The organism is Streptomyces sp. 142MFCol3.1, assembly GCF_000424945.1.
Taxonomy (GTDB): Bacteria; Actinomycetota; Actinomycetes; order Streptomycetales; family Streptomycetaceae; genus Streptomyces; species Streptomyces siamensis.
In genome coordinates this window covers 1-21,374 of sequence record NZ_AUKV01000035.1, presented here as the reverse complement: position 1 = coordinate 21,374, position 21,374 = coordinate 1, and the positions used below count along the sequence as shown (strand labels likewise).

The 21,374-nt window shown below is 69.4% G+C and carries 17 protein-coding genes; 10 read left to right on the top strand and 7 right to left on the bottom strand.

Features of this window, described 5'->3' with window-relative positions; all coding sequences use genetic code 11:
• The first annotated feature begins 358 nt into the window (after positions 1-358).
• Positions 359-2,464: a glycogen debranching protein GlgX gene (gene glgX / locus H305_RS0136415; protein WP_028804790.1), complete on the top strand. Its 2,106-nt coding sequence runs from the start codon at positions 359-361 to the stop codon at positions 2,462-2,464.
• On the opposite strand, the gene H305_RS0136410 is transcribed toward glgX, so the two are convergent.
• Together H305_RS0136410 and H305_RS0136405 are read right to left on the bottom strand one after the other, a co-directional pair.
• Complete coding sequence (locus H305_RS0136410; RefSeq protein ID WP_028804789.1) at positions 2,427-5,354, bottom strand: S1 family peptidase; 2,928 nt, start codon at positions 5,352-5,354, stop codon at positions 2,427-2,429. The genes glgX and H305_RS0136410 overlap by 38 nt on opposite strands.
• Positions 5,354-5,698: a CU044_2847 family protein gene (locus tag H305_RS0136405; RefSeq protein ID WP_037766492.1), complete on the bottom strand. Its 345-nt coding sequence runs from the start codon at positions 5,696-5,698 to the stop codon at positions 5,354-5,356. Before H305_RS0136405 ends, H305_RS0136410 begins: the two co-directional genes overlap by 1 nt.
• A 1,039-nt stretch (positions 5,699-6,737) precedes the next feature.
• Between H305_RS0136405 and H305_RS0136400 the strand changes: the two genes are divergently transcribed.
• Complete coding sequence (locus H305_RS0136400) at positions 6,738-7,169, top strand: hypothetical protein (RefSeq protein ID WP_028804787.1); 432 nt, start codon at positions 6,738-6,740, stop codon at positions 7,167-7,169.
• A 268-nt stretch (positions 7,170-7,437) separates the two neighbouring features.
• On the opposite strand, the gene H305_RS0136395 is transcribed toward H305_RS0136400, so the two are convergent.
• Positions 7,438-8,721, bottom strand: coding sequence for a S1 RNA-binding domain-containing protein (locus H305_RS0136395; protein WP_028804786.1), 1,284 nt, complete (start codon positions 8,719-8,721; stop codon positions 7,438-7,440).
• A 351-nt stretch (positions 8,722-9,072) separates the two neighbouring features.
• On the opposite strand from H305_RS0136395, the gene H305_RS0136390 reads away from it, so the two are divergent.
• From H305_RS0136390 to H305_RS0136380, 3 genes are all read left to right on the top strand, one after another.
• Complete coding sequence (locus H305_RS0136390) at positions 9,073-12,435, top strand: CHAT domain-containing protein (protein ID WP_028804785.1); 3,363 nt, start codon at positions 9,073-9,075, stop codon at positions 12,433-12,435.
• 152 nt (positions 12,436-12,587) lie between these two features.
• The gene (locus tag H305_RS0136385; RefSeq protein WP_028804784.1) at positions 12,588-13,202 is read left to right on the top strand and encodes an RNA polymerase sigma factor; all 615 of its coding nucleotides are present in this window, start codon (positions 12,588-12,590) and stop codon (positions 13,200-13,202) included.
• Between the two features lie 13 nt (positions 13,203-13,215).
• Positions 13,216-13,803, top strand: a complete 588-nt coding sequence (locus H305_RS0136380) for a hypothetical protein (RefSeq protein ID WP_028804783.1) — start codon at positions 13,216-13,218, stop codon at positions 13,801-13,803.
• 663 nt (positions 13,804-14,466) lie between these two features.
• Here H305_RS0136380 and H305_RS0136375 read toward each other — a convergent pair.
• Entirely contained in the window at positions 14,467-14,904 is a 438-nt protein-coding gene (locus tag H305_RS0136375; RefSeq protein WP_028804782.1) for a cupin domain-containing protein, read from the bottom strand.
• Between the two features lie 1,030 nt (positions 14,905-15,934).
• Complete coding sequence (locus H305_RS0136370; protein ID WP_028804781.1) at positions 15,935-16,240, bottom strand: helix-turn-helix domain-containing protein; 306 nt, start codon at positions 16,238-16,240, stop codon at positions 15,935-15,937.
• A 66-nt stretch (positions 16,241-16,306) separates the two neighbouring features.
• On the opposite strand from H305_RS0136370, the gene map reads away from it, so the two are divergent.
• The 3 genes from map to H305_RS0136355 all read left to right on the top strand — a co-directional run bounded on the left by map (position 16,307) and on the right by H305_RS0136355 (position 17,718).
• On the top strand, positions 16,307-17,089 hold the full coding sequence (gene map, locus H305_RS0136365) for a type I methionyl aminopeptidase (protein ID WP_028804780.1): 783 nt from the start codon (positions 16,307-16,309) through the stop codon (positions 17,087-17,089).
• A 123-nt stretch (positions 17,090-17,212) separates the two neighbouring features.
• On the top strand, positions 17,213-17,470 hold the full coding sequence (locus H305_RS0136360) for a type II toxin-antitoxin system Phd/YefM family antitoxin (protein WP_028804779.1): 258 nt from the start codon (positions 17,213-17,215) through the stop codon (positions 17,468-17,470).
• Positions 17,467-17,718: a type II toxin-antitoxin system RelE family toxin gene (locus H305_RS0136355; protein ID WP_028804778.1), complete on the top strand. Its 252-nt coding sequence runs from the start codon at positions 17,467-17,469 to the stop codon at positions 17,716-17,718. Before H305_RS0136360 ends, H305_RS0136355 begins: the two co-directional genes overlap by 4 nt.
• A gap of 228 nt (positions 17,719-17,946) precedes the next feature.
• Here the strand turns inward: H305_RS0136355 and H305_RS53665 are convergent, their stop codons facing one another.
• Positions 17,947-18,093 carry a hypothetical protein gene (locus tag H305_RS53665; protein ID WP_158690643.1) on the bottom strand — a complete coding sequence of 49 codons (147 nt, stop codon included), beginning with the start codon at positions 18,091-18,093 and terminating at the stop codon, positions 17,947-17,949.
• A gap of 324 nt (positions 18,094-18,417) precedes the next feature.
• Here H305_RS53665 and H305_RS0136345 point away from each other — a divergent pair, with 324 nt between their 5' ends.
• Positions 18,418-19,317 (top strand): NADP-dependent oxidoreductase, encoded by a 900-nt coding sequence (locus H305_RS0136345; RefSeq protein ID WP_051371359.1) that lies wholly within the window; start codon positions 18,418-18,420, stop codon positions 19,315-19,317.
• Positions 19,318-19,705: 388 nt separating this feature from the next.
• Here H305_RS0136345 and H305_RS0136335 read toward each other — a convergent pair whose 3' ends face one another.
• Entirely contained in the window at positions 19,706-20,713 is a 1,008-nt protein-coding gene (locus H305_RS0136335) for a DNA polymerase Y family protein (protein WP_051371356.1), read from the bottom strand.
• A 206-nt stretch (positions 20,714-20,919) separates the two neighbouring features.
• Here H305_RS0136335 and H305_RS48095 point away from each other — a divergent pair.
• Positions 20,920-21,374, top strand: a 455-nt coding sequence (locus H305_RS48095; protein ID WP_234021373.1) for an AAA family ATPase, incomplete at its 3' end; no start/stop codon positions are given.

The window sequence follows — 21,374 nt, the reverse complement described above, 5'->3', positions numbered from 1 at the left end:
TCCAGCAGGATTTCGCTGTCTGACCTGTGGGTTTCACTGGGCGTCGTCGGAGACTTCGAACTGCCGTGTCAGGCCAGACGAACGGCACTGGTCGAGGCGCACACGCGGCCCGTCCGCACCGCACAGTGTGCATCGTGAAGTTGGCGGCCGAGAACCGTAGCCGCCAGTACAGATGATCTTCAACATGGGCCCCCGCCGCCCACCAGCACGAGCACCGCACGCCGGCCCTACCTCACCTGCACGTCTCACTATGCGCGGGGCTCACCGGGAGTTCGCGCCGGCAGCCGAGCCCGCGCCTGCCAGCGGGCGGTGATCCGGAACTGCTGAGAGCTGTGACCTCGGCGCGTAGCCTCGGAGCATGCAGGTGTGGCCGGGGGAATCGCACCCGTTGGGGGCGACCTACGACGGGGCGGGCACGAACTTCGCTGTGGCGTCGGAAGCGGCGGACCGGGTCGAGCTGTGCCTGCTGCACGACGACGGCTCCGAGACGGCGGTCGAGCTCCGCGAGGCGAACGCTTTCGTCCGGCACGCGTATCTCCCCGGAGTGATGCCGGGGCAGCGTTACGGATATCGCGCGCACGGCCCCTACGTCCCTGCGAGGGGCCTGCTCTGCAACTCGGCCAAGCTGCTCCTTGATCCCTACGCCAAGGCGATCAGCGGCCAGGTCCATTGGGGAGACGCGGTCTACACCCGCCCTCCCGAGGCCCCCGACCGCCGCAACGACCTGGACAGCGGTCCGTACACCATGTCCTCGGTGGTGGTGAATCCGTACTTCGACTGGGGCGACGACCGCCAGCCACGCACCTCCTATGCGGACACGGTGATCTACGAGGCCCATGTGAAGGGTCTGACCATGCTGCACTCGGACATCCCGGAGGAGCTGCGGGGCAGTTACGCGGCGCTGGCGCACCCCGCCATCCTGGAGCACCTGGTGCGGCTCGGTGTCACCGCGGTGGAGCTGATGCCGGTCCATCAGTTCGTATCGGACCCGCGGCTGGAGGACATGGGGCTCACCCAGTACTGGGGGTACAGCACCATTGGTTTCTTCGCCCCGCACAATGCGTATGCGTCCTGGGGTGACCGGGGCCAGCAGGTCATGGAGTTCAAGTCGATGGTCAGGGCTCTGCACGAGGCGGGCCTCGAGGTGATTCTGGACGTCTCCTACAGCCATACGGGCGAAGGCGGCACCCTCGGGCCGACGCTGTGCTTCCGTGGCCTGGACAACCCCATGTACTACCGGCTGCGAGACGAACGCGCCGACTTGTACGTGGACACCACGGGCACCGGGAACTCTCTGCTCATGCGGTCCCCGTACGTCCTGCAGATGATCCTCGACTCGCTGCGCTACTGGGTCACCGAGATGCACGTCGACGGCTTCCGTTTCGACCGGGCGGCCACCCTGGCGCGCACCTTCCACGAGGTGGACCGGCTGTCCGCGTTCTTCAGCCTGGTGGCGCAGGACCCCGTCGTCAGCCAGGTCAAGTTGATTGCGGAGCCGTGGGACATCGGACAAGGCGGCTACGCCGTCGGTCAGTTCCCCCCGCTGTGGACCGAATGGAACATGCGCTACCGGGAGAGCGTGCGCGACTTCTGGCGCGGCGCCCCCGTGCGCGGCACCGAACTCGCCGACCGGCTGACCGGCTCACCCGACCTCTACCAGGACGACGGCCGCGCTCCCATCGCCTCGATCAACCAGATCGCCGCCCACGACGGTTTCACGCTGCGCGACCTGGTGTCGTACGACGGCAAGCACAACGAGGCCAACGGCGACGGCAACTGGGACGGACCGGACGTCAACCGCTCGTGGAACTGCGGCGTGGAGGGCGAGAGCGATGACCCCGAGGTGCTGCGCCTGCGCGCCCGCCAGCAACGCAATCTGATCGCCACGCTGCTGCTCTCCCAGGGGGTGCCGCTGCTCGGCCACGGCGACGAGCTCGGCCGCACCCAGTTCGGCAACAACAACGCGTACTGCCAGGACAACGAGATCTCCTGGGTGCGGTGGCCCGACGACGAGGACGACGGCGGCCTGCTCACCTTCGTTCGGGACCTCGTGCTGCTGCGCCGCGAGCACCCGGCGCTGCGACGGCGGCGGTTTCTCCACGGTCGCCCGGTCGCGGGCACGTACGACGAACTTCGCGACGTCGCCTGGTTCAGCCCCGACGGCGAGGAGCTGACTGACGAGGGCCTCGACAAGCCGATGCGGGCGATGGCGCTGTTCCTCAACGGCGAAGCCATCAGCGAGCCGGGACCACGGGGCGAGCGGCTGGTCGACGACTCGTTCCTGGTGCTGCTCAACGCCGACGACTGCGACATGGAGTTCGCCGTGCCGCTGTCGCGCCCCGGCGGATGGGAGGTGGTGGTCGACACGGCCACGGCATCGGCTGAAAAGCGCAGAGCGCCGGTGCGTGCCGGCGAACGGGTCCGGCTCATCCACCGTTCGCTGCTGGTTCTGCAAAGCCGGTGAGGTCACCCTCCGGGCCGGTTCCCACGTGCTCCTGCCACTCAAGGGCGGTGAGGTCGCGACCGGCGGCGCGGCGGGCCAGATCGAGGAGTCGCTGCGGCTCCAGCGGGATGAGCCGGGTGATTTCCTCGCCCTCCAGGCTCGGAAGCACGATACCGGTGCCGGATCCCGTGATTGCCAGGCTGCCCCTGGAGCAGCGGGCTTTGTGCATCACCTGCGAGGTCCGCAGATCCCAGATGACGGCGGAGCCCTGGTGGAGTATCGCCAGGCTCTCGCCGTCCGGACCGAAGTCGATGTCGCGCACCTGACCGGGCGTGTCGAAGGCCGCGGCCTCGCGTCCCCCATCCGCCGCGTCGAGGAGGCGGGTGACCCCGTCGTCGCAGGCGGCCGCGATCCGGGTTGCCTCATGGTCAAGCGACAGGCAGGTGGCTGCCGCGGGCAGCCGTACGCGCCATCGGGTCACGGCACCTTCGTCGATCGCGAAGAACCGCAGCTCCCCGTACTCCGTGGCGAGGCAGGCCGCGGTCAGATCCGCCGACCAGGCAGCGACCGCCACTGGCATGGGCATCCGCAGGGTTGCCGCAGGCGCGGTGTCCCGGCGCACCGAGAGCTCGTGCCTGTCGGAGAGCCACAGCTCCCGCCCGCCGCCCGCATACAGCGGCTCGGTGCGCGACCGGAAGTAGACCGGCCCCCGTTCCAACAGCCCCACCCGTCGGGCCATGCGGTCGAACTCCGCCTCGTACCCGGCCCGTTCCACTCGCACCGACTCGTCCCCGCCGAGCCGTGCCAGGGCGGCCCGCACCTGCACCTCCACGGCGGGGTCCGCGGCGCGTTCCAGGGACTCCACGGCGAGCAGCAGCGCCACCACGGGGTCCGCCGCCCGCTCGGCCGCCTGGCTCAGCGTGTGTGCCAGCGACTGCTGGAACAGGGTCCGGTAACGGCTTTCCTCCTGCTCCTGCCGTGACCGGCTGGCCTCGATGAACGCCCGCTCCTCCGCGGTGACGTCCGCCGGGCGGGTCGCCAGCCACCGCTCGGAGTCGGCGAGCAGCGGGCCGGTCAGCATCCCGCGGGCCGACTCGCCCTCGGTGGCGTCCCCGCCGGATCTCCTTGCGTACCCGACGAGTTGACGCCAGTGGCGAAACGGCTCCTCCTCCGCCAGCCATGCCTGCAGGGTGTCCCAGGCGCGCAGCAGTGCCTCGTGCACCACCTCAACGGTCTCGGCCCCGTCGGGGCTGCGGCCCACCGTCAGCAGGCGCTCGTTCGCCAGCCGCACCGCCACCGACCACTGACCTGGAGTCATGTCCTGGCGCCGGGCCACCCGTCGGGTGTCGGTCTGCTCCAGCGACACCAGGTGGTGGAGGAACAGCTGCCGTACGGTATCCCGCTCCGCGTCGCCAAGGCCCGCCAGCACGCCGTCCGCATACTCCGCCAACGCCCCGTCCAGCCGGCCGATCTCCTGGTACGCGTCGTACGAGAGCATCGTCTGGCCGCGGGCCAGCGTCGCCCACATCCGGTCCAGTGTGAACTCCAGCAGCGGCAGCGCGCCCGGCCGGCCGCCGACGGCCGCGCCGAGCTCCCGTACCAGTGCCTCGTTGAGTGTGATCCCGTGCAGCGCTGCGGGGGCCGTGATCACCTCGCGCAGCCCGCCTGGGTCCATGCCGGGCAGGGCCACCGCCGTCTGCCGGAGCAGCTCGCCGAACTCGCCCTGGGCGACGAACAGTTCCCCGAAGGCGTCCTCACGCAGTGTCAGCACGGCCGCGACCGGGGAGGGCGCCCGGTGGGCGAGGCCACCGAGGTCGGCGAGCAGCCGGACGGTCCTCTCCGAGCCGTCCACCGCCTCCTCGAACTGGTCGATCACCAGCAGCAGCCGGTCCGTTCCGGTCGATGCCAGGATCAGCTCGCCGGTCGCAGCCAGGCCGTCCCGGGTCAGCCTCTGCTGCCAGGCTTCGAGTTCTGACAGCGGCACCGGGTGGGCGGCGCCTGCGGCCCGGGCGAACCCCGCGGCCAGTGCGGCCTCCAGATGCGGCCGCGGCCGTACGGAGACGAACGTCCACCTCGTCCGCCCGGCGGCCAGCCGGGGCAGCAGGCCGGCGTGGGCAAACGACGACTTCCCGACCCCCGAGGCGCCCACGATCGGCACCAGGCTCCGCTCCTCGACGGCTGTCGCGATCCGGTCCGCGAGCGCCGCGCGGCCGAAGTAGAGGTGGGCGTCCTCCTGGCCGAACGCCTCCAGGCCCTTGTACGGCGACGGCGGCAGCGGCGCGAAGACCGCCGGCCACGCCGCGGTGATGCCGGGCACCGGCACCGCGTACACGTCCATGGCGTCCCGGCCCACCGCGGTCGCCACCAGGATGCCGAGCACCTGACCGGCTTCTGGATCCAGCAGGGGCGTGCCGCTGTAGCGGGGCTGTGCCACCAGGGCGCCCTGCCCGGCCTGGTCGACCTGCTGGCGGTAGCGCGTGACCTGCGGGCGCAGCCGTCCCGGCACCCAGCCACCGGGACGTCCCGGGGCGGGCCCGAACATCAGCACGTCGCCCGCCACGGCGGGCCGCACGGCAAGCGGCAGCGGTACGGCGCCCACCGGCCGGCCCTCGCCGACCAGGGTGAGGCCCGCCACGTCGAGCCCGTCGAAGGCGTCCCCGGGCGCCGCCCATGCATCCACCCGGGCCCGGCGCTCGGGCACGTACGCGGCGAGCTCCGCCAGCAGTGGGAACTCCAGCCGAAGCAGCTGCCCCTCGGCTGACTCCCGGCTGCGCAGGTCGCGGCCCAGGACGGCGTTGACGACGTGCGCGCAGGTGACCACGTGCTCGTCGTCGACGAGGACGCCGTGCCCGACGATCTCGCCGGCGTCCGCCGTCCGGAACCGGACGACGGCAGTGCCCGCCGCCTCCATCAGGTCTCTTCGGCTGCTGGTCCGGAACGGTTCCAGGTCAGGCTGACAGTGAAGTGCACCTCGGCGGTGCCCTTGGCGAGGATCACGCCGGTCTCGCCGCCGAGCTTGACTCCGAACTCCATCCGCACTTCGTGCGGTCCGAGGGCCTTGAGCGCCTCGGTGATGCCCGCCAGGGCGGGGCGGAGCGAGGCGAGGCTCGACTCCAGGGTCCGGGCCGACTGAGCGATGGCCCGCCCCGGCTCGGGAGCGGCCAGGACGACGGAGTCACCGGGGATGTCCATCCGGTCGATCTCGGCAACGAGGAAGTCCCCGTCCGCCAGCGGAATGCGCACTAGCTCCGGCACCGGACCATGGTGGCATGCGGAAAGGCGTCGCAGGGGTGGAGTTGCGGGATCCGCGACGGCGCGGCGACGCCAGAGGTGCCGTTGGCGGGCCGGGGGGTGACGCTCAGTGCACGGGCTTCTGCTGCCCCGCAGTTCCAACTGCCGCGGAATATGGGGCTCCTCTGTAGCGGAAGGGGCCGACCGCCGGGGGGCTTGATGCTCCGTAGCAATTAAGCCGAGGACTCCTTGTGGCCGCAGAGGGCGGATCGTGGCGTGGGTGGCTGTCGGGTGTCCTGTGGTGCTCGCGCGTTGAGGGGCTGCGGTTCTGGGCGCGGACAAGGTACGGCTTGTGGCGCGGATGTGGAGTTCGGCAAGCCTGTTCAGCGCTCATTTCAAGGAATATCCTTGCTGTAACTCGCGGCATGCAGGCTGTCGGCGAGTGAGGGGTGGGCCCCCTTTAAAAAAAAGCCATCCGATGCGGCATATTCACCGCTGGAACTTGGTGACATGCACACCGCTAGCTTGATGGCTACCCCTCATATCGAATGGGCCCGTCGGCGTCGTGATGCCGCACTCGCGCCCACTGAGACAAAGGGCCCTATCGTGATCAGCCTGCAGATCCCCACTGTCAACGGCTTGTTGGTCGTGATCAGTTGCCTCATCGGGTTCGGCGTGTACCGGCGTTGCCGGGACAGCCATGCGGGCCCGCCCACTGCAGAGGACCGTGCGCTGGGCTTCACTGCGCTTGCGACAGCTCTGCTGGTGTTCGGGTTCCTGTTCGGAGTGGGTGACGAAAAGCTGCCCGAGAGCACTCCGCGACAGCCCGAGGCTTCCGTGACGTCCACGGCACCTCCGAGTGCAGCAGCGCCGTCGAGTGGAAGGCGTTGACGCTCGTGCTTGTGCTGCTCGCGCCTTGAGGCACTGAAGGCGTTGATTTGGTGTGGGCGCTGCGGCCGGTTCGGCGGGTTCCAGCAGCGCTCGGTGCTCTGCCTAGGCGGCGCCGCGCCGGGGGCTGAGTGCCGCTCCACTGCGTCATGTCCGGGGTCAGTGCAATGCTTCGATGGCCTTCACGACCAGGGCGCGCGTCGGCTCCACAAGTGAGCGCCGGGCTGAGGCGGCGGAGGATCTGCAGGAAGTCGTCACCGTTTCAGACGATCAGCGGGCGACCATGAGCGGCGCAGAGGCGCGGAAGCGGTTCGCTGCGGCTGTGGTGGCCAGGATCTACAGCGATGGGCAGCTACGACTGGTGCGCAACGCCCGGGTCGTGGACGAGGGCGAGGACGGTCCGGTGGAGTTGGGGGCGACGGACGATCTCACTCCTCAACGCATCGGGGAACACGTCGCGTTGATGCTCGAGGCGAACCCTTCGCTGCTCGACGAGGACACCCTGGTCGAACTCGAAAAGCTCGTCGCGAAAATTCGAGCCGACGGCGGCTGCGTTCCCATCCCGAGAGCGGACGGCGTGCTGCCGCACGACGACGGGAACGCCTGACGAGGGGGCAGGGGGGCGATCGCGGTGGGCTGAGCCTCGGTGGGAGAGCCAGGTCGTCGAACTCGTCGAAGATCCAACTCTCCTCAGGGCGGGTCGAACCAGGATCTCTTGACATCGCCGTGCGGAAGCCTCCGGTCTTGGACCCCGCGTTGGCCGCTGTGTGGCCGTCCCAGGCGCTGCCCAGCCTCAACACGCCGTCCGCCCGGTCACCATGGATGACCGGGCGGGGGCTCTGGCCGGTACCGGCCCTGGGCGACAGGCGGAGTTGTCAGCCTGCCCTGTCCAGCTTCGCGGAGTCACTGTCGTCGGGGATCTCGCGCAGCAGGGTCCGGGCTCGGGCCGTGTCCACGCTGAGTACCTCGACGTAGATCTCTTCGCCGATCTCGACCTGACCGTCGTTGAGATCGGCGCGCAGATCCGTGCTCATGTGCTTGGCAAGGAGCATGGCCGGACGGCTGCCGCGATCACGTGCCAGCAGGATGAATCCGCCGCGCCCGTTGTGCTCCGGGGCAGTGCGTACCACCTCGCAGTAGCCTCGCCAGCCGACGGCGGCGAACGGCTCCTGCGCCGGGGACGGTACCGCGGTCAGAGGCCGCTTCAGCTTCAGGCCGATACGGCGCTGCGCGCTGTCGACGCGCGTGACGGTCACCTCCACCTCATCGCCCTGCCGGGGAGCCGCCGAGGGCAGTTGGGTCCATGGGATGAGGCCGTTGACGTTCAGGTCCACTGTGACGAAGGCGCCGACTTGTTCGACGACGCTGTGCACGCGTCCCTTCACCGTGGTGCCCGCGGGGTAGCGGCTTTCCAGCAACGGCCAGGGGTTGGTCTCCGCTCCGAGGAGTGTGTAGCGCATCTCGCTGCGCATCGGGTCGATGACGAACGCCCCGTCGATGCGCTGGTCGACCTCGAAGCGGCGCCGCATGTCCTTGATGAGGCGGGAGTATTCGACGTCGCCGTTGCCCATGACGCCGCGGCGGCCGCGTTCGTCCTGGACGACCACGTAATCCTGGGACACGGAGATCACACGAGCGGGCATCGAACTGCGGCTTCCGCCGGGCATGGGCATCGGCGCCATCTCCTCGGCGGGTGCTTCGCTCAGTGCCCGCAGTTCGAGGGCGAGCTCGTTGCGCATCCGCTGCATGTCCGCGTAGTTGGGACTGTAGGGGATGTAGCGGAACAAGCCCTTGATGTCCGTGGGGACGTCGTCGGCTTCCTGGGTCAGCAGCACCGTCCGCTTGCCGAGCAGAAGCGCCCAGCCCAGTTCGAAACTGACGTTGACGGAACGGGCGGTGAGGTCAGCGACCACGATGTGGGCCTGCTGCATGGCACGCCACACGGTCTCCAGGACGCCCTGCGAGCCGTAGATGCCGTCGACGCGTACAGGTTCCATGCCGCATTCGTCGCTCACGAGGGGGACGCAGACGTCGGCGTAGAAGCCGTCGAAATCGAACGATGTTCCGTTGGTCAGGGTCTTGGTGCCGAACGGCATCGCGAAGAAGACGTTGCCCGGTTGGGCGCCCATTGTCCTGACCGGCTTGAACAGCGTACTCATGGCATTTCCTTCCATCTGCCGGGATGCATCGTCCCGGCACTGAATCGGGGATGGGAGGAAGGATGCGGTCGACGTGCGGAGAGTTTTCACCTTCGCCCGAAGGCCCGTGAACTTCGACGCAGAATGGTGCCCCTGCAACGGAGTTGACTGCTGTTGCGCCTGAGGAAACGGTGACGACCGCGACCGGGCTTTGCACTGCCGGAAGATCGGCGGCTTTGGCCGGCACCCGCCATCACGTGGCTGTTCGAGGCGGCCATGGGCCCTGATAGAGAGGTGGCCCTACGGTGTGAGAGTCGCCGGCAGGTGGTATGGGGTCTCCACGTACAAAGGACGTTTTCGGGGGGGGGCAGCGTGGCGTCTATCGACGTTCATTTTCAGGAGGGGAACGGGCCGGGGTCTTTCGGCGGTAGCGAAGAAGCCGTTACGGCGGTGCTGGCGCAGTGCCGGCTGGTGGTGGGCAACGGTGATCGATTTGAGCTCTGGTCCGGTGAGTTCGGTGATGCTCTGCCGGAGGTGTGCCGCTGGGCGCTGAGCCATGATCCGGCGCTGTTCGAGTCGTTGCGCCGACAGCCCGCCACCCGGGCCGTCCTGATGGACGTGGCCGCCCGGCGGCTTCGCGCAGAGCGCGGCTCGGTGCGCGGCGACTTGGAGGCGGCGATCAGTGTGATGGCGCTCGTGCCGCTGTGCGATCAGCAGGGCCTGGTGCCTGACTTCTCGGTCCAGGTGAAGCAGCTCCTGGCCAAGGACGTTGCGGATGCTGGCGTTCAGGCACGTGTGTGGGACCGGTTAGTTGAGTTGCTGCGGCCCATGGTCGGCCAGGGCAGGGCGATGGTGGGGTCCAGGCGCGGGTGGCCGTATCTGCTGACGCAGGCCGGCACGGCCATGTTCCGGGCCAGGCGGCTCGCCGACTCGTACAGGCTGCTGGAAGAGGCGTGGCCGCACGTGGGTGAGCTGGCGCCGGGGCGTGTGGGCACGGCCAAGGCTGTGGGGCACATGGCAACCATGTACATGTCGACGGTGTGCCATCTGCCCGCGCCGTGGGACGAGGAGTGGGACGGGCGCGTCGCGGAGGCCGCACGGCGTCTGGAGCAGGCACGCGAACTGCTAGTACAGCACTCCCCCTCGGAGGACGTGGCCTCCGCTCTGCTGAACTTAGGGCTGTCCAAGGCACAGAGTTGGTACATGCTGCGCCGACGGGGGCGGGTCGGCTGGATTGACGGCGAGACACAGCGTCTTGCCGCTTTGCAGGAGGCGGAGCAGGACATGTGGGGATCGCTTCCGCCCGAGGCGATCCTCGCTGACCGCGACGACGGTCATGCCAGAAGTCGCCTGCCGGCGCGGCTTCGTGATGCCGAGGTGCGGTTGCACCTGGATTCGGCGGCTGCCCTGTATGCCACCGGTGACCACGCGCAGGCGATGCGATCGGCTCGCAAGGCCCTCGAACTGAGCTCGCAGCTTCACCACGTGCTGGATGCGGCGCTGACATTGGCCAGGTCCGAGCCCAAGCTCCCCGACAAGATCGCCCACTGGGAGTCCCTGTTCCGCTACGCGCACGAAGGGGAGCTGGAAGGCCTCAACGACTGGCAGCGGGAGAAGACCATGCGCCGCCTGGCGCAGGCGGCTGATGAGCTGGGCGACGTCCTCTACCGCGAGAAACGATCGACAGCAGCCTGGTTCTGGAAGCGTCAAGCGCACCTTTGGCAGCCGTCCGCTGACGGGCCCGACCATCTGGCTGACGAGCGCGAGGACGAAGATCTCGCCGAGGCAGAGTTCTCCGCCGTCGGCTCGGCGCAGACCCCGGTGGTGGGAGCCAAGCCCGTGGCCGAGGCCCCGCGGCAGCGCGGCGGTGGCGCCGATCCGACGGTTTTGCTCCAGGATGCCCTCAGGCGTCAGAACATACCGGGGATCGTGCTGGTCCTGATGACGTGGGCCGCCAGCACGGATCCGCTGCACGAGCAGCTACGCGTTCTGCATCTGGTGGAGCAGTGGCGGCCCCCTCGGCGCCGGCCGCGGCCGGGCCGGCCGCCTCTCGACACGTGCACCACAGCTGAGCAGGCCGTGAGGGCGGCACTCGAACTGGCCGACGAGTTCGCCTGCATCTACACGCCCTGGCTCCGTGCCGACCTCCTCAACCGCCTGGTCCGCTACCCGGGACAGGACCTCTCGGTCGCGGACCGCCGGGAGATAGCCGGTGAAGCGTACGAGGCAGCAGTCACCAGCGGCCGCTGGGGCCAAGCCCTGCGGGCGCTGCAGCCGCTGCTGGGCATCGCCGAGCACGCGGGCGACGTGAAGGCCATCAACACGGCGGTCCGGCAGATCCACGACATTGCGCGCCGTTCGCTGTCGGAGGCGACCGGGACAGCAGATCTGATCGACCTCGCCCACCAGGTGTCCAAAGCGTCCCTGAGACTGGCCGGATGGCTGGCCTCGCACGGGCATCCCCAGCTGGCGTTCGAGACCGCCCACCTGAGCATCGGAGTCGTGCACCGCATGTGCCTGGACGATGCGGGCCTGGCAGAGGAGTTCCTGCTCGCGGAGCATTTCTCACGGCGCACCGAGGAGGCCGGAAATCGTCTCTTCGAGCTGATGCGCACTCGCCTGGACACGCCCCGAAAGAAAGTCGTCGTGCCGTCCGCCCGCAGCGCACCTGGAGCTGCCGGCTCTTCGACCGTGCTCGTTCAGCTCATCGAGACACATAATCAAGGACTGTGGGTGCTGGGGCGCTCACCGGGAAAGACGGCTTGTTCCTACTGGGCGGTGAAGCTGAAGACCACCACCGCCTCATTGATGGCGCTGCGCGAAGCCCTGTGGCACGACCTGCGTGACTCCCGCCGGGGCCGCCGCGGAACCGGCGCCCTGGCCAGACTGCACCACGAGATCGTGGAGCCCATCGCCATGCATCTCACCCCTGCCACCGACCTCGCGGTCATCCCGCACCGCCGCTTCGCGGGAATCCCCCTGCACGCGGCCCAAGGACCCGACGGCTACCTGATCGAGCGATTGCGGGTGTCCTACCTGCCCAGCGCCGCCCCGCAGACGCCGAAGATGCGGGCGGACAATGCCCTCGTGGGCGGGTGGGACCCACGGATCGGCGCGGTGGACGAAGGCCGCGAGGTACAGGCTCAGCTACGCGCGCTGGGCTTCCACGTGCGACGGCCGCGCACGGCCGCGCAGGGACGCAACGACTTTTTGACACCACAGGGTCAGTGGGACATCACCCATGTGGCCGCGCACGGCGAGTTCCAGCCGTGGCCGGCCTCGACCGACTCACGTCTGAGGCTCTCGGAGAACGTCTCACTCACCGCAGGGGAATGGCTCAGCACGGGCTGCCGCTCCACCTTCGTGTTCGTCAACGCCTGCAACGTGGGCCGTCATGCCCCGCACGCCGGGGACCTCAACGGCTTTCCGCTGGCCTTACGGGCTCGCGGAACCGTCACGGAAGTCTCCGCACTGGGACCGGTGCCCAGCGATGCCGCACGCTCCTTCGCCCGCAGGTTCTACTCGTTGTGGCCCGGCCGCGACAGCCTGACGGCATATCAAGAAACCTGCCAGGACGCCATTAACCGCGGTGCTCCCCCGTGCGACTGGGCGCCCTACATGCACACGGGCAATGGCCTGCACCTGCCAGCACCTCCCGCCGGACCGGTTCGCAAAGCGGGGCGTTCCTCCACCGCCCGTGCTGCCGAAAAACGCCGGCGACGGCGGGCCCGATAGCCCGCGAAAAAAATCACCCCTCCCGGGCAAACCCTGCGCGCGCAGTCGGCATCAGTACACAGCGAACAGATATGACGCATCCGCGGCTCCACGGCGCGGGCGCCCACCACACGCACCGCCATCAGCCATCCGAAAGCGAGGAGCGTCGATCTATGGGAGTTTCCTCCTCCGCCGGGCCCGAAGCACACCCTCCCAGTGAGGACTCGCCGACCGATCTCGTCGAGCTCTTCGAGAAGACGGTGGGTATCAGCTTCGAAGAAGCCGTCCCGATCGTCTACGCGAAAGCTCGTGCACTGAGCAGACACGACCCGGCAGCCGCCAACGACCTCGCCCAAGACGTGTGGGAACACATCTACACCCTGCTCAGCAACGGCCGCCTGCATCAGACAGTGGACTACCCCGCCGCCTGGCTGCGCCATCTCACACAGACTCAATGGCTGCAGCGACGGCGCCGTGACAGTGCCGCCAAGCGAGGCGGACACCTCTTCATCGAGTCGCTGGAACAAAACAGGGAAGCGGGCCACGAGCCGGCCAGCACCGCGGCCGGGCCCGAAACAGCCGCAGTCCAGATGGATCTGGAAGAACGGCTGCACGCGGCCACTGGCCGGCTTCCCCGCCACCTGCGCGACGTGGTCACCCTCGTCCTCAAAGGCCACACCCACGCCGAAATAGCGGCCTTGCTCCGCATCTCGTCCAACACATCGAAAACCCGGCTGCGTGCGGCCTTGGAGCTTTTGCGGGGCCATCCTGGCCTCGCAGCGAACTGAGAGAGGATCTCGCATGGCAGAGTTCCACCACCCCGACCCGGATCCGCGAGACGTCACCTCCCTCGTCTCGTTGCTCGAGGTCCTCACGGAACTCGATGCGCTGACAGACACCAGGCCGGAGGAGACCATCCCCCCGTCCGAACTGGAGGAGGCCCACGCCCGGGCCCACGCCGTCCTCACTCAGACGGCTCCGCCCGGCGACACGCCACTGGCCCCCATCGCACGCCTGTCCGTGGCCGACGAGGTCGAAGCCTGGCTGGCCCAGGCCCCCCTGGCAGCCGTGCGGGTACGCGGCCCCATTTCCATGCCCACACTCGACAAGTACGTCCCCGAACTGGAGGACTACGGCTACGAGCCCACCGTCGAGATCGACGCGGACGTCGACAGCACCAACCACGAAGCCGAGATCACACTCGTGCTGCGCCCCGTACGGGACCATCCCCAACCGCTCCAGGCAGTGATCACAAGCGGAGACGGGACCACCAGAACCGCCCAGGTAGGACCCTACGGACTGGCCAAACTGACAGCCGTGCCCATCAGCGAAACAACCCCCCGCGACCTCACCATCACCTTCATCCCAGCCCGGAAAACAACACACTGACCCCCACCTCGTGGTCCCCGCACGGCGGGAGCAAACCATCCACACCTGTCCCGCACCCGCACCCGCCGACGCGCAACAGGGCACAAGCGCACCACTCCCAACCCCAGCCACAGGGCACGGACGGGACGTCGTGAGCGGTCCCCCGGCAAGCGGCTGTGCGGGAGGCCGGCGTAGGGCCGGGCGAGGTGTTCGCGCTGGCGCGGGCGTGGTGTGCGGGTGGCGGGAGGACTGCGAGTTCTGGGCGCGCGAGGCGGTGCGGGGGCCAAGGCTGGAGCAGGTCGTGGGGTGAGGGGACGTGGCGATTGCCGGGAGGGACATGGTGGTGTTCGCGGAAACGATCGCGGCAGGCGTTGCTGGATCCGCGGCTGCAGCAGCCGGCTGCCCAAGGCGGTCCAGGGGGTCTGGTACGCGGCGGGGAGGGTGGAAGCAGGCGGCCGTCCGGGACCTTTGGCGTCCTGGGTGCAGGCGGTGATGCGGGAGCGGTGCCGGCCAGCGGGCCTGACGCCGCGCCGAGACCGGTACGGGCTGTGGTGCAGGTTGGTGAGATCGATGGCGATGAAGGCCGGAGGTCGGTGCAAAGCCCCGCGCCGGGATCGGCGTTCCGGACTCCGCGCCCCTGCCGATCTCGCGGCTCAGCCTCCGGAGGGACGCGGGGCGCGCAGGTCAGCCTCCGGAGGGACGCGGGGCGCGCAGGTGCGCCCGTTCCTTCAGCTCCTCCTCGTCGACCAACGTGAGCATCGGCTGACCCGGCGCACACACCATCGTCACCACGAACTTGGTCGGTGCGTCCGACAGGGCGTTGCCGTCCTGGTAGTGGATCACGTCACCGCCCGGCTCCCAGAACGTCCCACCGGCCTCGATGACACGCTCCGGCTCACCCTCGAGCTCGAACCGGAGGGCGCCCTCCATCACGTAGCCGAACGAGGGGCCCGTGTGACGGTGCGGCGGGAGCCCGGGGTGACCGGGAGGCCACTCGACGAGGATGGTCATTCCCGAACCACCTTCGGGAAAGAAAGGCGGAGTGACCTCCTGCAACAACTTGACTTCGGGCGGCAAGGAGACCTCGCCGGCCCTCCCGTGCTCCGGGTTCTTCTCTGACATGAACCACACCTCCGTAGGCCTGTCCGGTATGGACGATCTTGCGTCGGCCACCACGTTCCGGACCGGTGTACCGGCCCACTTGTTCGGCGGTGTCCAGGTTCGCCGGTTTCCGGCCCGCACGACGTGCTTCGCGATGAGGACACGCCACAGCCCGCATCCATGGCAGGCCGTGCGCCTTCTGCCCCGCTCAAACACTCTCAAGACCACCCTGCCTCCCGTCTGCGGGCGTCACAATCCGGGAGCCGACGTCGACTGCGTCGGACTATGCCCTCGGCGGGCATCTCATGCCGCACCAGGCAACGTTCGCCCTGCTCGCGACCCGCGGACGTGGCCGTCTGGTGCGCGCTGGAGCGGCGAGACGTGATCGGGGGCTGCCGGCGCCGCAACTCAGCTCGCGCACAGTGATCGACGCGAGCTGCGCATGCCAGAACCGGCCAGAGGCACTGGCCGGTTCCTATCGGGTCACCATCAGGTCGGCACCCAGGCAATCAGCGGCGTACTCGTAGCCGAGTCTGGCGTAGGGGTCGCGGCCGCGCTGGTTGAAGGAAGCGCGAGCAGCGATGACCACCGTGGGGCAATGGCCTTGAGCAGCATCCCTGCGCGTGCGGGGAACAGGTGGCCACGGTGGTCTTGTCGCGGTACTTGAGGGGACCATCCCCGCGCGTGCGGGGAGCAGATCGCGGCCATCCTGCTGCCCCGCCCTGAACGGGACCATCCCCTCGCGTGGGCGGCACGACCGACCGGTTACAGCATCCGCTGTAGGAAAGGCCAGCCGCGGGCGACTGCGAGCGACCCGGCAGCCGGTGGCACACCGCGCTCATCGCCGGCAGGAGTCAGCGCTCCTCCGGAGGCTGCTTGCTCGCCAGGAGGTCGAGGAGCTGCTTCGAGGGCCTGCGCGCCAGGGGCCACGGTGGCGATCGCACTGGCCGGTCTCGTGCACATCGCCGTTCGCCGGTAGCTCTGCGCCGGTGATCTTGACGAGGCCGCGGACAAGCTCACTGGCTCATGCGTACTTGATGTGGAGTGGGTGTTACGAAACCAGCGATGGATGCCGTGTGACAGGCAGGACCGACTGATCCTCGGCGGTTCGCTCCGCCTGGCTAATCTCGGCCCAGACGGCGTCAAGAGACAGGCCGAGGGTGTCGGCGATCGCTGCGATGGTCGGGAAGGCGGGGGTAGCCACACGGCCGGATTCGATCTTCCGCAGAGTTTCCGGCGAGATGTGCGAAGCGAGCGCCACGTCCAGCATCGAGCGGCAGCCCCGGGCTCGGCGGAGCAGGGCGCCAAGGCGCTGTCCGCGTTCTACCTCGGCGGGGGTGAGCGGCAACCTGACCATGACCCCCATTCTAATACCGGTACAGTTAGACCGGGATAGTTATTGGACGCAGACGAGAGGTCCCCCATGATTGAGATCCTGAACTCCGCGCGGCTTGAGCGGGCGAGAGACACCGGCGCCCTGGTCGGAAACATCCTGCACACGCTGAAGCAGCGCAGCACGGTCGGGACGAACTTGCTCGACATCGACCAGTGGGCCAAGGAGATGATCACCGAGGCGGGAGCGCAGTCCTGCTACGTCGACTACGCGCCTTCCTTCGGGCGCGGCCCGTTCGGGCACTACATCTGCACGGCCGTCAACGACGGAGTGCTCCACGGGCGGCCTCACAACTACACGCTGGCAGACGGGGATCTGCTGACTCTCGACCTCGCCGTAGCCAGGGGCGGGGTGGCAGCGGACGCCGCGATCAGCTTTCTGGTGGGCAAGGCCAGGCCGGCAAAGAGCGTTGCGATGATCGAGACGACCGAACGTGCACTCGCCGCCGGCATCGCCGCCGCCAAGCCCGGGGCGCGCATCGGCGACCTCTCCCACGCCATCGGCACGGTCCTCAGCAAGGCGGGCTATCCGATCAACACCGAGTTCGGAGGCCACGGCATCGGCTCGACCATGCACCAGGACCCACACGTCGCGAACACCGGGCGGCCCGGCCGCGGATACAAGCTGCGCCCCGGACTGCTGCTCGCCCTGGAGCCCTGGGTCATGGCCGACACTGCCACCCTCGTCACCGACGCCGACGGTTGGACGCTGCGCAGCGCGACAGGCTGCCGGACCGCGCACAGCGAGCACACCATCGCCATCACCGACAACGGAGCCGAAGTTCTCACCCTGCCCACGCAGGCACGGCCATAAGAGGGCGCAGGCGACAGCCTCCAGCGACCCGTACCCGGCGGTCGGGACCTTCCCGTCGGGCAGGTCGGCCGGCTGTGCGCAACTCCTCCCCCACCCTCGCCCAGAAAGTGTACAGTTCTGTACATGAGCGAAACGCTGCCGATCACGGAGGCGCGGGCCCGCTTCGGCCAACTGGTACGCCGGGCCTCCCACGCACGCGAACGCATCACCATCACCGATCACGGACAGCCGGCTGCCGTATTGATCAACCCCCAGGAGCTCGCCGACCTGGAGGACGCCCTCGCTCTGGCTCAATACCGGATCCGGCAGGCCGAAGGCCATACGTCCTCCACCCCCCATGACGAGGTACGCACCCGCCTCGGACTGGGGTCGACTTCTTGATCTACAAGATCACCTGGGACGAGCCCGCCATCAACACGGCCGCCCGGTTCCTCAAAGACGACCCCGACGGCCTGCGCCAACTCATGGACGCCGTCGACCTGCTCGCCGACAATCCCCGCCCCGACGGCAACACTGCATACGGCTCCCCCGACCTGCGCCGCATGCACGTAGGCCGCTACCGCGTCCTGTACGAAATCACCGACACCACCATCACCATCGTCATCATCCACATCGGCCGCACCCCCTAACCCCACCGGCACAACCCATCCCGCAGGTCCCGGAGGGGCAGAGCCCCCGGGAGATATGACTGAGGCCCTCCAGGAACCACCCCCCGTGCTTGCAGGGAGCAGTCAGGTCCTGGGCGGGATTGCTCTGCCGGCCGGACCCATCCCCGCGCGTGCGGGCATGGCATGGGTGAAGCCCAGGCGGCGCCACACCGGGGAGGCTGAGTGCCGTGCCACTGCGCCAATCCGGGGTCAGTGCAATGCGTCGACAGCCTTCACGATCAGGGCGCGCGCGTCGGCTCCATACACGACCATGCCGTGCAGCTGCTCGCGCTGATCGCCGTGTCTGGGGCGGGAGTTGAGCGTCCACTTCGATAGAGGGACGTCTCCGGGGGGCATGTCGGATGGGCTGCGGGACGCACTGGAGCCGCTCCTGCAGCATGGCCGACGCTTCGTACTCGAACACGACGCCGTACGCCCCGGCCCTCCCCAAGGTCCAGGTGCCGATCCATTGCGCAGTTGGCCCAGGTGGACACGCTTCAAATGGACCACAAGTCCAAGTCACTTGCCGCATAGGCTCGGCACCGATACGGCTGGGACCACGAGCGGCCTCTGTCGGGGATCCTGCGGTCGACGCTGCTGTCTGCTTTGGGTTTGCGGCCCGCGCCTCTTGGTCGGCCGGACTGCGTGAGAGAACGGGGATCTGCTGTGAAGGCGTGTGGAGTGTCCGGGGCCGGGCAGGAAGTCGGCCTGCTGGAGTTGCCCGAGCCGTCATCTCCCGGGCCCGGTCAGATCCTGGTGGCGGTTGAGGCAGCCGGTGTCGGCCCGTGGGACGAACTGCTCAACGGCGGTAGCTGGGACGTGGGGCTGCGCCCCCCGGCGGCGCTGGGAGTGGAGGGCGCGGGCAAGGTGCTGGCCGCCGGCGCAAATGTCAGCGGGTTTGCCGCAGGCGACCGGGTGCTCGCACACGAGGCCCCGCTGCCCGGGGGAAGCGGCTTCTGGGCCGAACGCGTCCTGATCAACGCGGATCACGCGGCAGCCTGCCCACCCGGGCTGGACGCTGTGCGCGCGGCGGCGCTGCCGGTCAACGGACTCACCGCGGTGCAGGCCCTGGAGAAGCTGGACCTCGCCCGGGGTCAGCGGCTCCTGGTCACCAACGGGGGCGGGGCCACCGGTGCCCTGGCCATCCAGCTCGCCGCAGCCCAGGGCATCGAGGTGACCGCGACCGCGTCGGCCGGCGCCGCAGAGCGCCTGCTGGGTCTGGGCGCGGTGGAGGTCGTCGACTACCACGACCCGAACTGGCCGGCCAAGGCAGGCGGCGGGTTCGACGCCGCCCTCATCATCGCCTCCGGCACGGCGGACGCCGCCCTGCCCTTGGTGCGGGACCGCGGCCGGCTGTGCTCGCTGACCTCGGACGCGCCTGCGGAGGAACGAGGCATCACGAGTTGGGACCTCTACGTCGAACCCAACGCCGCGCAGCTGGCCCGGCTGGCGGAGCAGGCCGCCGCGGGAACCTTGAAACTCGCACCGCAACCCCTGCCACTGAGCGAGGGACCGGCTGCGTTCGCCCGGGTGGTCACCGGAGGGGCCGGCGGCAAGAAGATCGTGCTCACCCAAGGATGACCCGCCCGGGCACCGCCCGATCCCGATGTGGGCCACGGTGCCCGCCAGGCGCGATCGATACGTCGGGGCAGGGCTGCGCGGTGTGCGGATGCGCGGGTTGGCGCCGGTGCGGGCACAGGACCAGCCTTCCCCCTCGACCCAGCGGGGGCGTACACCGTGCTGGCCGGCCGTGCGGCTGACGTCCCAGATGAGGACCATGTACATGGTCTCGCCCGGCTCGCGGCTGGTGCGGTCGGCGCGCACCGCTGCGGGCGGGATGCTGCGAGCGGTGAGGGCGGCATCGACGGCCTGCAGGTAGGGCCAGTGCGGCAGCTGGTGGGCGGGGCCGGGGCGGGTCGAGCAGCAAGAGCCCGCGCCTCTGCGCCAGAGGATCGGGGGCCGCTCACGTTCAGCAGGCGCGGCGGTAGACGGCTGCGGGGCCGATGACGCGGGGGCCGAACTTGTCGCGGACCCGGTCGATGGCCGTTTCGGCGGCCAGTCGGGCTTCGCGGGCGGTATCGAGGCTGATCTGTTCGGCGACCTGGTCGGCGGCGATGAGGTCCTCGGCTTTCAGGGCGAGTGCGGTCAGGCGGCCGCGCTGCAGGCCTGCGGCGTCGATCAGTTGGTAGGCGAGGTGGCGCAGGTCGTCGTCATGCGCCGACGGCTCACGCAGGCGACGCGTCTTGTCCCAGCTGGTGCCACCGGCGAACTTGAGCGTCAGGGTGAGGGCGCGGGCGGCCTGGCCGCGGCCGCGCAGCCGGGTGCCGAGCTGCATCACCAGGTCCAGCAGGGCGGCACGCACGGTGGCGCCGTCCAGGGTGTGCCGGTCGAACGAGCAGCGCACGGTCGCGGTCGGGGGCAGGGCGCGCGGGACGACGGGGCGGGGGTCGATGCCGCGGGCCCGGTCGGTGGCGAGGCGGCCGGCCTTGCCGCCGAGCAGGCGCTGGACGGTGGCCGGCTCGATCGCGGAGAGCAGGCCGACCGAGTGGATGCCGTAGTCGGTCAGTACGGCGGCCTGGCGGGGGCCGATGCCGTGCAGGGCTTGCACCGGCAGGCGCGCCAGCCAGTCGGTGGCCTGTTCCGCGGCGATCGCGAGTACCCCGCCGGGGCGCGGTACCTGGGCGGAGGCGGTCGCGGCGACCGTGATGCTCGGGCCGATGCCGACCCGGATGTCGACGCCGAGCCGGGCGATCGTCCGCACGCGCAGCACCTCTGCCAGGCGGCGGCCGTCGGCGCCGTGGTAGCGCAGCGCGCCGCGCAGGTCGACCAGCGCCGCGGTGGGCGGCAGGGCCTGCACCACCGGCGAGAGCTCCGCAAGCAGCTCCAGCACCTGCCGGTAGGTGTCCTCGGGCAGCCGGTCCGGGCAGCGCACATGCATCACCACGCCCTGCCGGTCTCTTGTCGACCACGTGCTCATCCCGCGCTCACCTCCCCCCACACGATATCGAACAAAAATCGAACACGCTTGCAGCGGCCACGCGCGCGTCCCGTCTCGGCCACCGGCTGCGTTCGACGGGAGAAGCCCAGGTCGCAGAGGTGTGGACTGGATGTCGCGGCTAGATTGGAAGCATGGTGTGGTCGGGGCGTCCCCCGGTTTTCCTGGGTCGGCGTGCTGAATGTGCGTTGTTCGACCGCTGGCAGGATGCCGTCAAGGCCGGTCGAGGTGGCGCTCTTGTGGTACGCGGTGAGGCCGGTATCGGCAAGTCCGCGCTGCTCGATCACATGGCTTCGACCGCGGTCGGCTTCCGCGTGGTGCGCGCGGCCGGGGTGGAAGCGGAGGCAGAGCTGCCGTTCGGGGTGTTGCACCAGGTCTGCGCGCCGTTTCTGGGCACGCTGGAGCACCTGCCCGGACCGCAGCAGGACGCCCTGGCTGCGGCATTCGGGCTGCGGACGGGAGCGGCGCCCAAGCGCTTCATGCTGGGCCTGGCCACCTTGGGCTTGTTGTCCGAGGCGGCGGCCCGCCAACCGCTGATCTGTGTGATCGACGACGCCCAGTGGCTCGATCCCGGTTCGGCCCAGGCGTTGACGTTCGTGGCGCACCGCGTCGGTGCGGAGCCCCTCGGCCTCGTGTTCGCCAC

Coding starts and splice junctions, on each gene's coding strand:
- H305_RS0136335 (WP_051371356.1), bottom strand. CDS start 20,713: ATGAGCACGTGGTCGACAAGAGACCGGCAGGGCGTGGTGATGCATGTG.
- H305_RS0136360 (WP_028804779.1), top strand. CDS start 17,213: ATGAGCGAAACGCTGCCGATCACGGAGGCGCGGGCCCGCTTCGGCCAA.
- glgX (WP_028804790.1), top strand. CDS start 359: ATGCAGGTGTGGCCGGGGGAATCGCACCCGTTGGGGGCGACCTACGAC.
- H305_RS0136400 (WP_028804787.1), top strand. CDS start 6,738: ATGGCCTTCACGACCAGGGCGCGCGTCGGCTCCACAAGTGAGCGCCGG.
- map (WP_028804780.1), top strand. CDS start 16,307: ATGATTGAGATCCTGAACTCCGCGCGGCTTGAGCGGGCGAGAGACACC.
- H305_RS0136375 (WP_028804782.1), bottom strand. CDS start 14,904: ATGTCAGAGAAGAACCCGGAGCACGGGAGGGCCGGCGAGGTCTCCTTG.
- H305_RS0136410 (WP_028804789.1), bottom strand. CDS start 5,354: ATGGAGGCGGCGGGCACTGCCGTCGTCCGGTTCCGGACGGCGGACGCC.
- H305_RS0136395 (WP_028804786.1), bottom strand. CDS start 8,721: ATGAGTACGCTGTTCAAGCCGGTCAGGACAATGGGCGCCCAACCGGGC.
- H305_RS0136380 (WP_028804783.1), top strand. CDS start 13,216: ATGGCAGAGTTCCACCACCCCGACCCGGATCCGCGAGACGTCACCTCC.
- H305_RS0136370 (WP_028804781.1), bottom strand. CDS start 16,240: ATGGTCAGGTTGCCGCTCACCCCCGCCGAGGTAGAACGCGGACAGCGC.
- H305_RS53665 (WP_158690643.1), bottom strand. CDS start 18,093: ATGCCCCCCGGAGACGTCCCTCTATCGAAGTGGACGCTCAACTCCCGC.
- H305_RS0136385 (WP_028804784.1), top strand. CDS start 12,588: ATGGGAGTTTCCTCCTCCGCCGGGCCCGAAGCACACCCTCCCAGTGAG.